A 16,133-nucleotide genomic window follows, 5' to 3' on the forward strand; every position below is an offset into this window, starting at 1 on the left:
CGTACCCCCCCCCCCCCCCCCCCCCCCCCCCCCCCCCCCCCCCCCCCCCCCACCCCCCCCCCCCCCCCCCCCCCCCCCCCCCCCCCCCCCCCCCCCGGTCCCCATACAGGAGAAATGCCATCCATGAGTGAGCCCATCCTCGAGATCAAGGGCCTGAACAAGAGCTTCGGCCCCGTCCACGTCCTCCACGACGTGGACTTCGACGTGCGTGCGGGCGAAGTGACCGCCCTGGTCGGCGACAACGGCGCCGGCAAGTCGACCCTCGTCAAGTGCATCGCCGGCATCCACCCGTACGACTCGGGGGCCGTGCGGTTCAACGGGCAGGACGCCCACATCCGCGGGCCCAAGGACGCGGCCGACCTCGGCATCGAGGTCGTCTACCAGGACCTGGCGCTCGCGGACAACCTCGACATCGTCCAGAACATGTTCCTCGGCCGGGAGCGTGGGAGCAGCTGGAAGCTGGACGAAGCCAGCATGGAGAAGGCCGCTCGCGAGACGCTGGCCTCCCTGTCGGTGCGGACCGTGAAGTCGGTCCGGACGCCGGTCTCCTCGCTGTCCGGTGGCCAGCGCCAGACCGTGGCCATCGCGAAGTCGGTGCTGTGGAACAGCAAGGTCGTCGTGCTGGACGAGCCGACCGCCGCGCTCGGCGTCGCGCAGACCCGGCAGGTGCTGGACCTGGTCCGCCGGCTGGCCGAACAGGGCCTCGGCGTCGTGCTGATCAGCCACAACATGGCCGACGTGTTCGAGGTCGCCGACCGCATTTCGGTGCTGTACCTCGGCCGCCTCGTCGCCGAAGTGCACACGAAGGACGTCAGCCACGGCCAGATCGTGGAACTGATCACCGCGGGTCGCTCCGGTGACCTCGGCCTTGCCCGGCCCGAAGCCGTGGTCCTGTGAGCGGGAAGAAAGAACCGGAAATGACTGAAACCCCTGCCAAGCACGAAGTCGGCACACCCGCCGACGCGCTCGCGCAGACCCAGAACCCCACCGCGGCGATCACCGACTTCGGCATCGACACGACATCGATGTCAACCGGCGAAGCGGTCCGCGACTACTTCGCCCGCCTGCGGGCCGGTGAACTCGGCTCGCTGCCGTCGCTGTTCGGCCTGCTCGTGCTGGTCGTCCTGTTCAGCGCGCTGTCCGACAACTTCTTCACGCTGGCCAACATCGCCAACGTGTTCCCGCAGGGCGCGGGCGTGATCATCATCGCGATGGGCATCGTCTTCGTGCTGCTGCTCGGCGAGATCGACCTCGCCGCCGGTGTCGCCTCCGGCACCGCCGCGTCGGTGATGGCCCTGCACTACGTGCACGCCGGAAACCTGCTGGGCACGTTGGGTTCCGGCGTGTTCATCACGTTCATCGCGGTCCTCGCCGTGGCCATGCTGCTCTCGGCCTACCAGCGGATCTGGGCCGGTGCCGCGCTGTCGCTGGTCGGGCTGCTGCTCGTCGCGGTCGGCGTCCCGGCCAACGCCTGGCTCGAGATGCTGCTGGCCATCTGCGTCGGCACCGCGATCGGCTGCATCACCGGCTTCCTCGTGTCGAAGATCGGCATGCCGTCCTTCGTCGTGACGCTGGCGCTGTTCATCGTGTGGCAGGGCGTCCTGCTGCAGTTCATCGGTGAAGGCGGCACGATCGGCATCACCAACTCCGACGTCCTGTACAAGATCGCCAACGGCAACCTGAACATCCTCGGCAGCTGGATCTTCTTCCTCGTCGCCGCGGGCGGGTTCGCCGTGATCACGCTGACCAGCCACTTCAAGCGGCTCCAGCGCGGCCTGGTCGTGCAGCCGACGGCGCTGGTGCTGATCAAGGTCGGCGCGCTCGTCGTGCTGTCGGCGGTGGGCACCTGGCTGCTGACGATCAACCGCTCGCCGAACAAGGCCGTCGTCACGATCGAGGGCGTCCCGTACGTCATCCCGATCATGCTGGTGCTGCTGGTGGCCGGGACCTACGTGCTCAACCGGACCAAGTACGGCCGGTACGTCTACGCGGTCGGCGGCAACAAGGAAGCCGCCCGCCGCGCCGGTATCGACGTCCCGAAGATCCGGGCGAGCGTGTTCGTCATCGGCTCGGCGGTCGCGGCCATCGGCGGCATCGTCGCCGCGTCGAAGGTCGGTTCGGTCAGCCCGCAGTCCGGTGGCCTCAACACGCTGCTGTACTCGGTCGGCGCGGCCGTCATCGGCGGCACGTCGCTGTTCGGCGGCAAGGGCCGGGTGGCCGACGCCGTCGTCGGTGGCCTGGTGATCGCCGTGGTCATCAACGGCCTGGGCCTGCTCAAGCAGCCGGCCGCGGTGGTCAACATCATCACCGGTCTGGTCCTGTTGCTCGCCGCCACGGTCGACGCGCTGTCGCGGCGCCGCGCGGCTGCGTCCACGCGCTGAACCAGCATGGAATGATCAGGCCTGTGACCAGCACACCCGTTGCACGACCGGACGAGGTGCGCCGGCACAACCGCACGACCCTGCTCCGCCTGCTGCACGTCGGCGGGCCGAGCACCCGGGCGACCCTGGCCGCCGAGCTGGGGCTCAACCGGAGCACGATCAAGACCCTCGTCGACGGGCTCGCCGAAGCCGGCGTCGTCGAGGAGAAGGTGCCGAGGCCGGGACGAGGGGCGGGCCGCCCCTCGCTCCTGGTCCTGCCCCAGCCGCACGCGGCGGTCGTGCTCGCGGTCGACCTGCAGGTCGAGCACGTCGCGATCGCCCTGGTCGGGCTGGGCGGCCAGATCCTGGGCCGCAACAGCTGGAACCTGCGCGGCCGGATGGGCCAGCCCGACGAGGTCATCACCCACGTCATCGAGTCGACGGCCGTCCTGGCCGGCGACCTCGACGTGACCCCGGTCGCGGCCGGGGTGTCGGTGCCCGGCGTCATCCGGCGGGCGGACGGGTACGTGCACGAGGCCCCGAACCTGCGCTGGACCGACGTCGCCCTCGGCGAGCGGCTCGGCGCGGTGCTCCAGATCCCCATCCTGGTCGGCAACGACGCCGAAATCGGCGCGGTCGCCGAGCACCTGCGGGGGGCGGCCCGCGGAGCGTCCGACGTGGTGTACATCTCGGCGGACGTCGGGGTCGGCGGCGGCGTCATCGCCGAGGGGTCGGCGCTGCGCGGCGGCTCCGGTTACGTCGGCGAGATCGGGCACATGGTGATCCGCCCGGACGGCCGGCCCTGCTACTGCGGCAGCAGCGGCTGCTGGGAGACCGAGGTCGGCGAGGCGGCCCTCTGCCGGGCGCTCGGCCTGCCCGAGGACACCCCGCGCGGGGCGATCCTGTTCGAGCTGCGCGAGCTGGGCCGGACCCCGGAGGTGGCGCTCACGCGGCTGGCGGGGTTCGCCGAGTGGCTGACCCTGGGCCTGATCAACGTCGTCAACCTGCTCGGACCGCAGCTGGTGATCCTCGGCGACCTGCTGACGGTGCTGCCGGAAGCGGTGCTGCGGCACGTCGGCGAGGAGGTCCGCCGGCGCAGCCTGGTGAGCCGGGCGGTCGGCGGCACGCGGATCATCAGCTCGGCGCTGGGGGCCGACGTGAAGCTACTGGGCGCCGCGGAAGTCGCGTTCGAAGTCGTGCTGGATTCTGTCTGATTTCCTGTCCGGTTTCGTGTCCGGAATAGGCGTCTTTCGCGGCCTTACCGTGATATTCGCCACGCACTTTGCAAGTTGCAGACTGGGCAGGTTTCAGCTGTGCAGGTTTCAAGAAAGGCGAAGGCGGCCGGTGCCTGTGCGCACCGGCCGCCTTCGGGCGTTTCGGGTTCGTTACCGCTGGATGTCGGCGGACAGTTCCTTGAGCTTGGCCTCGTGCTCGCGGGCGTGGTGCCCGCAGAAGAGCAGTTCGCCACCCTTGAGGATGGCTCGTACCTGAGCTGCTGCTCCGCACCGGTCACAGCGGTCGGCGGCGGTCAGTTCGGGGCGGGTGAGCGTCGGCGTTGTCATGGGGGTCTCCCTCCGTCCCGGCACCGGTCGCCCGGTGCCATCGATCCAGCTACGCCCACTTCGGGACTGATGCCGCTGGCGGCGATCGCCCTCGGCTCCGCGGTGTTCGTGCTTCCACTCTTCCAGACGTTTCGCGGCTCGCAAGTGTTCCCGCGCCGGTGGGACCTGAGTCACGCCGATTTACCCCGGATGCCGTAACCGCATCCCGCAATGCAGGAGACGAATACCCGGAGAGTCACATTTTCCGTGGTCAGGCACCATGGGGTCGTGAGCACGCTGACTTCGCCGAGGAGGCTTTCCGCGGTACCCGCCCCGCTGTTGTTCGTTCTCAGCGGAATTTCCATGTACGCCGGCGCGGCCATCGCGGTCGGGCTTTTCGGCCACGCGACCCCCGCCGGGGTGGCGTGGCTGCGCTGCCTCGGCGCGGCGGTGGTCCTCCTGGCCTGGCGCCGCCCGGGGAGGGCTGCCTGGCGCGGCCGCCGGCTGGCGCTGGCGATCGCGTTCGGCATCGTGACGGCGGGCATGAACGTGCTCTTCTACGAGGCGATCGCCCGGCTCCCGCTGGGGACGGTGGTGGCGATGGAGTTCCTCGGCCCGGTCCTGGTGGCCGCGGTCGGCTCCCGGTCGCTGCGGGACGTGCTCGCGGTGGTCCTGGTGGCGTGCGGGGTGGTGGCGATCGCGGACGTCCAGCTGTCGGGGTCCGTTCTGGGCGTCGTGTTCGCCTTGGGCGCGGCGGCGGCCTGGGCGGGCTACATCGTGCTGGGCAAGCGGGTGGCCTCGTCCGAGGGATCGGGCATCGACAGCCTGGCGATCGGCTTCGCGGCGGCGACGGTGGTGCTGTCCCCGCTGGCCTTCGGGACGGGTGAGGTGTGGTCTTCGCCACGGATGCTGCTGCTGGGGATCGGCGTGGGGGTGCTGTCGACGGTGGTGCCGTACGCGCTCGACCAGGTGGTGCTGCGCCGGCTGGGGCAGGCGCGCTTCGCGGTGCTGCTGGCGCTGCTGCCGGTCACGGCGGGGGTGATGGGGTTCTTGCTGCTGGCCCAGGTGCCATCGTGGCCGGAGGCCCTGGGGACGCTGGCGGTGGTGGCCGGGGTGGCGCTGCGGAGCCGCGACGAGCCGGGACGCCCGGCGCCGGAGCCGCCGGGGTGACGGTTGAACCGGGGTCGGCTGCGCAGGAGCTGGAGCTGGAGCTGGGGCGGCGTGGCTTCGGTTCGGCTGGTCGGCCTCGGATGCTTCGGCTGGGGCTCGCTCGGCTCGGTCTGCTGGCCTGGCTCGGTTGCGCTCGCTCCGCTCGGTCTGCGGCCGTGCCGATGCAGTGAATGAGTCATTCACCTCGTCCGATGCAGTGAATGACTCATTCATGTCGTCGCGACCCACCGTCCGAACGGCTCCCTGGCCGCCCTTCCCGGGCTTTTCGTCGGGCGTCGCCGATACGCTGGAGCGGGGCCGCCCCCCCAGGGAAGGGCGGGGGCGTGCCGGCGGCCGGATCGTGATGGCCTCCGTCGTCTCCGACGGGGATACTCGGCCGGGGCAGCGGGAGGCGGGCGACCATGACCGACGCGGTGGCGCACGACTCCGCCGTGGCCCGGCGAACGCACGGCCCACCGGTCGCACCGGGCGTCCGACCCGGCGCGGGCGGGCGAACGCGCCCACCGGTCGCGCCGGTGAGGCTGGGAAGATGACCGTGACGAATCCGGGAAGCCGCTGAGAGGACCGATGTCTTCGGGGATCGACGGCGGGCAGCTCGACCTGTCCGGGGTGCGGTGGCTGCCGGGCGGGGCCCGGCTGGCCTCAGTCGCCCAGGCGGAGCTGCCCCAGAAGGACGGCCTGGCCGCCGCGTTCTGCGGGCTCGCGGCGCTGCGCGCGGCCGGGCTCGACGGGATCGATCAGGACGTCGTCGCGGTGGCCGCGGGGACCGTTCGCGGCCCCGTCGTGCGCCCGCCGGGGGAGGCCGGCCGGCCGGAGTTCCGGTTGGCCGTGCCGCTCGTCGACGACCCGGCCGCCGCCGGGACGCGGGTTTCCGGGCTGGCGACGGCCGTCGGCGCGTTGTCGGGCGGGGCCCTCGCCGCGGTGCCGGTGACGGGGGAGTGGACCGGCGAGACGCTCTTCGACCTGCTGGTCGGCCTGTGGGACGTGCCGCGCGTCGCGGTGATCGCCCGGATCGACGGTGCCGAGCTCGGTGCCCACGACACGCCGGAACGCGCGCTGCTCGACTACCTCGACACCGGCGTCCCGCCACTGTGGACCTCCCGCTGGCGTCCGCCGGGCGGCCACTTCGTGCTCGTGGCGGGCGTCCGCATCGGCGCGGAAGGCACCTTGCTGTCCGTTGTGGACACTTATGCGTCGTTCGGGGACAACGGTATCCACGACCAGCCCGTCGAGTGGGTCGCCGCGGCGCTGGCCGGGCTCGGCGTGCTGGTGGTCGTCGACACCGACCAGGTCGCCGTGACGCGCGAGGCGGCCCGCGTCGCCGGCCTCACCCCGTCGTTTTGGGACTGACCTCGGCGTTCCCGGGCGCGAACCGCGAATGGCGGCGGCCGTAGGCGAAGTAGATGACCAGGCCGATCGCCAGCCACACGGCGAACCGGATCCAGGTGAGCACGTTGAGGTTGAGCATCAGGTACAGGCAGGCCAGCGCCGCCAGGATCGGGACGACCGGCGAAAACGGCACGGAGAACGGCCGATCCAGGTCGGGACGGCGGCGGCGCAGCACCGGCACCGCGACGGCCACGATGATCATCGCCGACAGCGCGCCGATGCTCACCATGTCGGCCAGCTCGGAGATCGGGATGAACGCGGCCAGCACGGCGATCAGCGCGGCGCCGCCGATGGTCATCCGGTGCGGGGTGCCCCAGCGCGGGTGCGCGGCGCCGAGCGCCTTCGGCAGCAGGCCGTCGCGGCCCATGGCGAAGCCGATCCGCCCGATCGTGACGAGCTCGACCATCATCACCGACGTCAGCCCGGTCACCGCGCCGAGCGAGATGAGCGCGCCGACCCAGTGCTGGCCGACCCGGTCGAACGCGTCGGCCAGCGGCGCACCGGTGTCGATGTCGGTGAACGGGATCATGCCGGTCAGCACGATCGAGACCCCGATGTAGAGCAGCGCGCACACGCCGAGCGCGCCGAGGATGCCGACCCGGAGGTCCTTGCGCGGGTTCAGCGTCTCCTCGCCGAGGTTCGCGAGCGCTTCGAAACCGGTGTAGGCGAAGAAGACGACCGCGGCGGCGGTGATCATCCCGGCGATGCCGTAGACCGACTGCTCCAGGCCGAGCGCGGCCTGGACGATCGGCTGTTCCAGCACCGTCGTGCCGTTCTCGGGAGCCCGGGCCGGCGGGATGAACGGCGTCAGGTTCGCGCCCTTGACGAAGAACAGGCCGACCGCCAGCACGAGCACGCAGACGGCGACCTTCACGCAGACGAGCAGGTTGGTCAGCCAGGCCGACTCCTTGATGCCCAGCACGGCGACGACGGTCAGCACCGCGATGATCAGCACCGCCCCGACGTTCACCTTCGCGTCCTCGCCGAACCACTCCGGCGACAGCCCGAGCAGGTTGGCGAGGTAGCCGGACCAGCCGCGCGACACCACGGCGGCGCCGAGCGCGAACTCCAGGAGCAGGTCCCAGCCGATGATCCAGGCGAACACCTCGCCGAGGGTGGCGAAGGCGTACGTGTAAGCACTTCCGGCCGTCGGGACGCTGGAGGCGAGCTCGGCGTAGCAGAGCGCCGCGAGCCCCGCGACGACCGCGCCGAGCACGAACGACAGCGTCACCGCGGGCCCGGCGTGCGTCTTCGCCTCGACGCCCGCGAGGGTGAAGATGCCGGTGCCGATGATGATCCCGACGCCGAATCCCACCAGGTCGCGCCCGCGCAGCCGCCGCTTGAGCTCCCCCGAGTCCTGGCGCTTCAGGACGTCGTCCACGTTCAACGTTCTCCGCACACCCATGAGGAGAAGTTAGAAGGTCACGAAGGTTCCCGCAGATCGGCTCCTGAGTGACGTCGCCCCGTGCGGATGGCGGGAACGGCCCGGCACCGGAATGCTGGTCCCCGTGCCCGACGAGATCCCCGCCCGCAGCGCCCTGCACCAGCTCGCCGACCGCCACGGCGTCGCCACCCGGTACGAAAACGCCGACCAGGAGTGGGTCGAAGTCGAAGACGACGTCGTCGTCGCCGTATTGGGGCAGTTCGGCGTCGACGCCACCAGTGACGACGCCATCGCCGAAGCGCTGGCCGAACAGGCTCCCGACCGGTTGCCGCCGACGATCGTGCTGAAGGAAGGCACCGGCCGGCCGCTGCCGGGAGACGCCGAGGTCGTCCTCGAAGACGGGAGCCGGCGGGCCGTGCACGGCGAGCTCCCCGCCGACCTGCCGCTCGGCTGGCACCGGGTCGTCACCGCCGGCCAGGACGTCGTGCTCGCCGTCGTGCCCGCGAAGCTGCCGGACGTCCCGCCCGCCTGGGGCTGGATGCTGCAGCTCTACGCCCTGCACTCGGCCGGCTCCTGGGGCATCGGCGACTACGCCGACCTCGCGGCCTTCGCTGCCCGCTCGGCCTCGGAACTGGACGCCGGCGTGCTGCTGGTCAACCCCGTGCAGGCCTTCAGCCCCGCCCACCCCGTCGAACGATCGCCGTACTCGCCCGCGAGCCGCCGGTTCGCCAACCCGATCTACCTGCGCGTCACCGCCACCGAGACGTTCGCGCGGGCCGACGCGGCGACGCGGGAGGCGGTCGAGTCGCTGGTCCCGGACCGCGACGGCGAGCTCATCGACTACGACAAGGTCTGGACGGCGAAGCGCGCCGCGCTCGAGCTGCTGTGGCCGCACCGCGTGGAAGACCTGCCGAGGGACGCCGACCTCGAAGACTTCGCCCTCTTCTGCGCCCTCGCCGAACAGCACGGCGCCGACTGGCGGGAGTGGCCGGAGCCCCTGCGGGACCCGTCCGGGCCCGAGGTCGAGAAGGCCCGCGGGGAGCTGAAGGAGCGCGTCGGCTTCCACGCCTGGCTGCAGCACCTCTGCCGGACGCAGCTGGAAACGGCCCGCGAGGCCGCGCGCGACGCCGGGATGACCGTCGGGATCGTGCACGACCTGCCCGTCGGCGTGCACCCCGGCGGGGCCGACACCTGGGCGGTGCGGGACGTCTTCGCCGCCGACGTCCGCGTCGGCGCGCCGCCGGACGCCTTCAACCAGCAGGGACAGGACTGGAACCTGCCGCCGTGGCGGCCGGACAAGCTCGCCGAAGCCGGGTACGCGCCGTTCCGGGACGTCATCCGCGGTGTCCTGCGCTACGCCGACGGCATCCGCGTCGACCACATCGCCGGGCTCTGGCGGCTGTGGTGGATCCCGCCGGGCGAGCCCGCGCACCGCGGCACCTACGTCCACTACGACGCCGAGGCCATGGTCGGCGTGCTCGCGCTCGAGGCGCACCGGGCCGGCGCGGTCGTGGTGGGGGAGGACCTCGGCACCGTCGAGGAGACCGTCACCGAGACCATGCACGAGCGCGGCATGCTCAGCTCGGCCGTCCTGTGGTTCGAACGCGACTGGGACGCGCCCGGCAAGCCGTTCACCCGCCCGGCCGGGTGGGACCCGGAGGCCATGGCCAGTATCTCCACGCACGACCTGCCGACGGTCTCCGGCTGGCTCGAGGGCGAGCACGTCCGGGTCCGGGCCGAGCTGGGGCTGCTGGACCGGGGCGTCGAAGCCGAAGAAGACGCGGCCGCCGCCGAACGCCAAGCGCTGCGAGAACTCCTTGCGCGCGAAGGGATCCCGGCCGACGACATGGTCGTCGCGCTGCACACGCTGCTCGCGAAGGCCGCGTCGCGGCTGGTGCTGACCTCCCCGGCCGACGTCGCGGGCCAGGTACGGCAGCCGAATCTGCCCGGGACGATCGACCAGTACCCTAACTGGCGGATCCCCCTCCCCGTCAGTGTCGACGGCTTCTTCACCGCCGAGGGGGTGCGCGCCGCGGTCGCGCCGCTGGCGGCGGCGCGTCCCCTGCCCGGGTAACGGGTACCCCACGGCACGCGATTCCCGTCCGTCAGCACGGACACCCGGCACAACCTGCGAAAGCTCGAGGAGAACCCAGTGCGGCCCTGGCCCGGAACGCCCTACCCGCTCGGCGCCACCTACGACGGAGTCGGGACGAACTTCGCCCTGTTCTCCGAGGTGGCCGAGCGCGTCGAACTGTGCCTGTTCGACGCCGAGGGCAACGAGACGCGGTACGCGCTCGAAGAGGTGGACGGCTTCGTCCACCACGGTTACCTGCTCAACGTCGGCCCCGGACAGCGGTACGGCTTCCGCGTCCACGGCCCGTACGACCCGGCCCGCGGGCTGCGCTGCAACCCGAACAAGCTGCTCATCGACCCGTACGCGAAGGCCGTCTCGCACGGCGTGAAGTGGGACGAGTCGCTGTTCGGGTACAAGTTCGACAACCCGGAGGAGCGCAACGACGACGACTCCGCCGGCCGGGTGCCGTACTCGCTGGTGGCGAGCCCGTTCTTCGACTGGGGCAACGACCGCCAGCCGAAGCGGCCGTACAACGAGACGGTGATCTACGAAGCCCACGTCAAGGGCATGACGGTGAACCACCCGTTCGTGCCCGAGGCGCTGCGGGGCACGTACGCCGGGATGGCGCACCCCGCCGTCGTCGAACACCTGCAGAAACTCGGCGTGACGGCGGTGGAGCTGCTGCCGGTGCACCAGTTCGTCTCCGACCACGGCCTGGAGGAGAAGGGGCTCACGAACTACTGGGGCTACAACACGATCGGGTACTTCGCCCCGCACGACTCCTACGCCGCGATGCCCGGCGAGGGCGGCCAGGTCCAGGAGTTCAAGGGCATGGTGAAGGCCTTCCACGAGGCCGGCATCGAAGTGATCCTCGACGTGGTTTACAACCACACCGCGGAGGGCAACCACCTCGGGCCGACGCTGTCGATGCGGGGCATCGACAACGAGGCCTACTACCGGCTGGTGGAGGGGGAGCCCGAGTACTACATGGACTACACCGGCACCGGCAACTCGCTGAACGTGCGCAACCCGCACACCCTGCAGCTGATCATGGACTCACTGCGGTACTGGGTGACGGAGATGCACGTCGACGGCTTCCGCTTCGACCTCGCCTCGGCGCTGGCGCGCGAGTTCTACGACGTCGACCGGCTGTCCACGTTCTTCGACCTCGTGCAGCAGGACCCGATCGTGAGCCAGGTGAAGCTGATCGCCGAGCCGTGGGACGTCGGCCCCGGTGGCTACCAGGTCGGCAACTTCCCGCCGCTGTGGACGGAGTGGAACGGGCAGTACCGCGACACCGTCCGCGACTTCTGGCGCGGCGAACCTTCGACGCTCGGCGAGTTCGCGTCGCGGATCACCGGCTCCTCGGACCTCTACCAGGACGACGGCCGCCGCCCGTTCGCGTCGATCAACTTCGTCACCGCCCACGACGGCTTCACGCTGCGGGACCTGGTGTCCTACAACGAAAAGCACAACGAGGCGAACGGCGAAGACGGCCGTGACGGCGCCGACGACAACCGGTCGTGGAACTGCGGGGTCGAGGGCGAAACCGACGACCCGGAGGTGAACGAGCTGCGCGTCCGCCAGCAGCGCAACATGCTGGCCACCGTGCTGCTGTCCCAGGGCGTGCCGATGATCCTGCACGGCGACGAGTTCGGCCGGACCCAGCAGGGCAACAACAACGTCTACTGCCAGGACTCCGAACTGTCCTGGATGGACTGGGCGCTGGCCACCGAGCACGCCGACCTGGTCCGGTTCACCGGCGGGCTGAGCGCGTTCCGGCACCGGCACCCGGTGTTCCGCCGCCGCCGCTTCTTCCAGGGCGGCCCGGTCGGCAAGGGCGAGAAGCTCGGCGACATCGCCTGGTTCACCCCGGCCGGCGAGGAGATGACCGAGCAGAACTGGGACGACGGCTTCGGCAAGGCGGTCGTCGTCTTCCTCAACGGCCAGGCGATCCCGGACCTCGACCCGCGCGGGATGCACGTCGAGGACGACTCGTTCCTGCTCGCGTTCAACGCGCACTTCGAGGACATCGACGCCCAGCTCCCGGGCAACGGCTACGGCCAGGCCTGGACCGTCGTGGTGGACACCGCGACCGGCGAGGTCGAGCCCCTCGACGCGAAACCCATCGAAGGCGGCGGCCAGCTCACCCTGCCCGCGCGCTCCCTGATCGTGCTGCAGCGGACGGAGACCGCATGACGGTGCCGGAGTCGACCTACCGGGTGCAGCTGCGCCCGGAGTTCCCCTTCAGCGACGCCGCCGGCATCGCCGGCTACCTGCGCGACCTGGGCATCGGCGCGCTCTACGCGTCGCCGGTGCTGGACGCGGCACCCGGCTCGACCCACGGCTACGACGTCGTCGACGCGACGCGCGCGCGGCCGGCGCTGGGTGGCGAATCGGCCCGGCAGGAGCTCAGCACGCTGCTGAAGGAGCTCGGGCTCGGCCTGGTCGTCGACATCGTGCCGAACCACATGTCGGTCGAGGTGCCGAAGGTCAACCGGTGGTGGTGGGACGTGCTCACGCACGGCCGCGAGTCCGAGTACGCGTCCTACTTCGACATCGACTGGGACCGCGGTCCGCTCCTGCTGCCGGTGCTCGGTGACGACGACGCGGTCGCCGAGCTGACCGTCGACGGCGGCGAACTCGCCTACTACGACCACCGCTTCCCGCTCGCCCCCGGCACGGAAGGCGGGACGCCGCAGGAGGTCCACGAGCGTCAGCACTACCGGCTGATCGGCTGGCGCCGCGGCAACGCGGAGCTGACCTACCGCCGGTTCTTCGACATCACGAACCTCGCCGCGGTCCGCGTCGAGGACCCGACGGTGTTCGCCGAGACGCACGGGGAGGTCCTGCGCTGGGTCGCCGACGGCGACGTCACCGGCCTGCGCGTCGACCACCCGGACGGCCTCGCCGACCCGGGCGGGTACTTCCGGCGGCTGCGTGAGAACGCGCCGGACGCGTGGATCGTCGCGGAGAAGATCCTGCACCCGGGCGAGCCGCTGCCGCAGAGCTGGCCGGTCGACGGCACCACCGGCTACGACGCCCTGCGCGAGATCGCCGGCGTCTTCGTCGACCCGGCCGCCGAGCCCGGCTACACCGCGTTGGCCACGGAACTGGGCGTGAAGACCGGCTACCACCGCGTCGAGGCCGAGGCCCGGCGCCTGGTCACCGACCACATCCTGGTCGCCGAGGTCCGGCGGATCGCGGCGCTGCTGCCCGACGTCGATCCGGAGCAAGCCCGGCAGGCGGTGGCCGAGACGATGATCGCCTTCCCCGTCTACCGCTCCTACCTCCCGGAAGGCGCGGCGCACTGGACGGCCGCGATCGACGGGGCCCGGCAGGCCCGGCCCGACCTCGCCGACGCGCTGCTCGTCCTCGACGCGTACGTGCGGAAGAACCCCGGCGGCGAGCTGGCCACCCGGATCCAGCAGACGTCCGGCATGGTCGTGGCCAAGGGCACCGAGGACACGACGTTCTACCGCTACACCCGCTTCGCCGCGCTCAACGAGGTCGGCGGCAACCCGGACCGGTTCGGCCTCGGCGTCGAGGAGTTCCACCGCCTGGCGGCCGAGCGCGAAGCCGGCTACCCGGCCGCGATGACGACGCTGACCACGCACGACACCAAGCGCTCGGAGGACACCCGCGCGCGGATGGCGGTCCTTTCCGAGGTGCCCGGCGAGTTCGCCGAGGCCGTCCGCCGGTGGACCGCGCGGCGCGGGATCGACGAGCCGTCGCTGAACCTCCTGGCCTGGCAGACGCTCCTCGCGACCTGGCCGATCGAGCCCGCCCGCCTGCGGGACTACCTCGACAAGGCGGCCAAGGAGGCCAAGCTCCGGACCAGCTGGACCAGCCACGACGAGGCGTTCGAGACCGACGTCGCGGCTTGGCCGGAAGACGTCATGGGTGACGCCGAGCTGGCGTCGGACGTCGAGGCGTTCGTCTCACGCATCGAGCGGCCCGGCTACGTCAACTCCCTCGGCCAGAAGCTGGTGCAGCTGACCGCGCCCGGCGTCCCGGACGTCTACCAGGGCACCGAGCTGTGGGACTTCTCTCTGGTCGACCCGGACAACCGCCGTCCGGTCGACTACGCGGTCCGGCGCGAAATCCTGGCGCGGGTCATCGACGGCGAGCTGCCGGAGATCGACGCGTCGGGCGCGGCGAAGCTGCTCGTCGTGCACAAGGCACTGCGGCTGCGCCGCGAACACCCGGCGCTGTTCCGCGGCTACCGGCCGCTGCGGGCCGAGGGCGCGGCCGCGGAGCACGTCCTGGCGTACACGCGAAGCGCCGACCTCGCCGTGGCGGTGACCCGGCTGCCGGTCGGGCTCGAAGCCGCCGGCGGCTGGCGCGACACCGTGCTGCCGCTGCCGGCGGGTGTCTGGACCGACGTCCTGACCGGCCGCGACGCCACCGGCGACGTGGCCACCCTGTTCGAGCGGTACCCCGTGGCGTTGCTGGTGCGAGGAGACGCATGAAGTTCAGCGTGTGGGCCCCCGCGGCCCGCCGGGTCCGGGTGAGCGTCGACGCCGGCGTGCACGAGATGACCGCCGGCGACGGCGGCTGGTGGCACGCCGAAGCCGACGGCGTCAACTACGCCTTCCTCCTCGACGACGCCGACGGCGCCGGCGACCGGCTGCCGGACCCCCGGTCGCGGTGGCAGCCCCACGGCGTCCACCAGGAGTCGCGCGTCTACGACCACGGCGAGTTCGAGTGGACGGACGACGCGTGGCACGGCCGCCAGCTGCCCGGCGCGGTCGTCTACGAACTGCACATCGGGACGTTCACCGAGGGCGGCACCTTCGACGCGGCCGTCGACCGGCTCGACCACCTCGTCGAGCTCGGCATCACCCACGTCGAGCTGCTGCCGGTCAACTCCTTCGACGGCACCGCCGGCTGGGGCTACGACGGCGTCCTCTGGGGCGCCGTCCACGAGCCTTACGGCGGCCCCGACGGCTTCAAGCGGTTCGTCGACGCGGCGCACGCGCGCGGCCTGGCCGTCGTGCTCGACGTCGTCTACAACCACCTCGGGCCGTCGGGGGCGTACCTCGACCGCTTCGGGCCGTACTTCGCCGGGCAGAACGACTGGGGCCCCGGGCTCAACCTCGACGGCGCCGGCTCGGACGAGGTGCGCCGGTACGTGCTCGACAACGCGCTGGGCTGGTTCCGCGACTTCCACGTCGACGCGCTGCGCCTGGACGCCGTGCACGCGCTGCTCGACCGGCGGGCGGTCCACCTGCTCGAGCAGCTCGCGGTCGAGGTCGAGGAGCTGTCGGCGGCGCTGAACCGGCCGCTGACGCTGATCGCCGAGTCCGATCTGAACGACCCGAAGCTCGTCACGGCCCGCGAGCGCGGCGGCTACGGCCTGCACGCCCAATGGTCGGACGACTTCCACCACGCCCTGCACGTCAAGCTCACCGGCGAGACGTCGGGCTACTACACGGACTTCGCGGCGCAGGACGCCGTCGAGCGGGTGCTGCGCGAGGTGTTCTTCCACGCCGGGACCTGGTCGTCGTTCCGCGAGCGGACCCACGGCCGCCCGGTCGACACCCGGACCGTCCCGGGCCACCGCTTCCTCGCCTACCTGCAGAACCACGACCAGATCGGCAACCGCGCGACCGGCGACCGGCTCTCCGCGACCGTCTCGCGCGACCGGCTGGCCTGCGGCGCGGCCATCCTGTTCTGCTCGCCGTTCACGCCGATGGTGTTCATGGGGGAGGAGTGGGCGGCGAGCACGCCGTGGCAGTTCTTCGCCTCCTTCCCGGACCCGGAGCTGGCCGAGGCCGTGCGCACGGGCCGCCGTCGCGAGTTCGCCCGGCACGGCTGGGGCGAGTCCGACGTGCCCGATCCGATGGACCCGGCGACGGTCGAGCGTTCGCGGCTCGACTGGACCGAAGTGGACACGCCCGGCCACCGGGAGATGCTCGAGCTGTACCGGACGCTCATCCGGCTGCGCCGCGAGCACTCCGCACTGGCCGGTCCCCGCGTCGCCGACCTGCGGGTGGACACCGCGCCGGACGGCTCGTGGCTCGTGCTGCACCGCGGCGGGCTCCGGCTGGCCGTCAACTTCGGATCCGGCGAGGTCACGCTCCCGCTCGGCGCCACGGAAACCCTGCTCACCTGGTCCGGAGCCGCCGTGGAGGGGGGCGCGGCGGTCCTGCCGCCGGACAGTTTCGTTCTGGTCGAAACCCGGTAACCGGCCGGTACGCCGAGCGGGATGT

11 protein-coding genes are annotated in these 16,133 nt (G+C 71.6%); 9 read left to right on the forward strand and 2 right to left on the reverse strand.

Going from position 1 to position 16,133, the window contains the following annotated elements:
• Positions 1-123: 123 nt before the first annotated feature.
• Genes ACZ4TR_RS25365 through ACZ4TR_RS25375 form a run of 3 tightly spaced genes read left to right on the forward strand, consistent with a single transcriptional unit; the run spans position 124 to position 3,574 of the window.
• Positions 124-897, forward strand: coding sequence for an ATP-binding cassette domain-containing protein (locus ACZ4TR_RS25365; protein ID WP_086862680.1), 774 nt, complete (start codon positions 124-126; stop codon positions 895-897).
• Positions 898-917: 20 nt separating this feature from the next.
• Positions 918-2,381: a sugar ABC transporter permease gene (locus ACZ4TR_RS25370; protein WP_465289313.1), complete on the forward strand. Its 1,464-nt coding sequence runs from the start codon at positions 918-920 to the stop codon at positions 2,379-2,381.
• Between the two features lie 11 nt (positions 2,382-2,392).
• The gene (locus tag ACZ4TR_RS25375; RefSeq protein ID WP_364519219.1) at positions 2,393-3,574 is read left to right on the forward strand and encodes an ROK family transcriptional regulator; all 1,182 of its coding nucleotides are present in this window, start codon (positions 2,393-2,395) and stop codon (positions 3,572-3,574) included.
• 171 nt (positions 3,575-3,745) lie between these two features.
• Here ACZ4TR_RS25375 and ACZ4TR_RS25380 read toward each other — a convergent pair whose 3' ends face one another.
• A complete protein-coding gene (locus tag ACZ4TR_RS25380; RefSeq protein ID WP_284745229.1) occupies positions 3,746-3,922 on the reverse strand; it encodes a DUF7455 domain-containing protein in 177 nt (58 codons plus the stop codon).
• Positions 3,923-4,264: 342 nt separating this feature from the next.
• Here ACZ4TR_RS25380 and ACZ4TR_RS25385 point away from each other — a divergent pair, with 342 nt between their 5' ends.
• On the forward strand, positions 4,265-5,071 hold the full coding sequence (locus ACZ4TR_RS25385; protein WP_465289756.1) for an EamA family transporter: 807 nt from the start codon (positions 4,265-4,267) through the stop codon (positions 5,069-5,071).
• Positions 5,072-5,638: 567 nt separating this feature from the next.
• A complete protein-coding gene (locus tag ACZ4TR_RS25390; RefSeq protein ID WP_465289314.1) occupies positions 5,639-6,421 on the forward strand; it encodes a DUF6885 family protein in 783 nt (260 codons plus the stop codon).
• Here ACZ4TR_RS25390 and ACZ4TR_RS25395 read toward each other — a convergent pair.
• Positions 6,399-7,841 carry an amino acid permease gene (locus tag ACZ4TR_RS25395; protein WP_465289758.1) on the reverse strand — a complete coding sequence of 481 codons (1,443 nt, stop codon included), beginning with the start codon at positions 7,839-7,841 and terminating at the stop codon, positions 6,399-6,401. The two genes, ACZ4TR_RS25390 and ACZ4TR_RS25395, sit on opposite strands and share 23 nt — an antisense overlap.
• 115 nt (positions 7,842-7,956) lie before the next feature.
• Between ACZ4TR_RS25395 and malQ the strand changes: the two genes are divergently transcribed.
• From malQ to treZ, 4 genes are all read left to right on the forward strand, one after another.
• Positions 7,957-9,918 (forward strand): 4-alpha-glucanotransferase, encoded by a 1,962-nt coding sequence (gene malQ / locus ACZ4TR_RS25400; protein WP_465289315.1) that lies wholly within the window; start codon positions 7,957-7,959, stop codon positions 9,916-9,918.
• A gap of 78 nt (positions 9,919-9,996) precedes the next feature.
• Entirely contained in the window at positions 9,997-12,117 is a 2,121-nt protein-coding gene (glgX, locus tag ACZ4TR_RS25405) for a glycogen debranching protein GlgX (RefSeq protein ID WP_465289316.1), read from the forward strand.
• A complete protein-coding gene (treY, locus tag ACZ4TR_RS25410) occupies positions 12,114-14,390 on the forward strand; it encodes a malto-oligosyltrehalose synthase (protein ID WP_465289317.1) in 2,277 nt (758 codons plus the stop codon). Before glgX ends, treY begins: the two co-directional genes overlap by 4 nt.
• Positions 14,387-16,108: a malto-oligosyltrehalose trehalohydrolase gene (gene treZ / locus ACZ4TR_RS25415; protein ID WP_465289318.1), complete on the forward strand. Its 1,722-nt coding sequence runs from the start codon at positions 14,387-14,389 to the stop codon at positions 16,106-16,108. Before treY ends, treZ begins: the two co-directional genes overlap by 4 nt.
• The last annotated feature ends 25 nt before the right edge of the window (positions 16,109-16,133 follow it).

Source organism: Amycolatopsis sp. NPDC028719 (genome assembly GCF_055565395.1).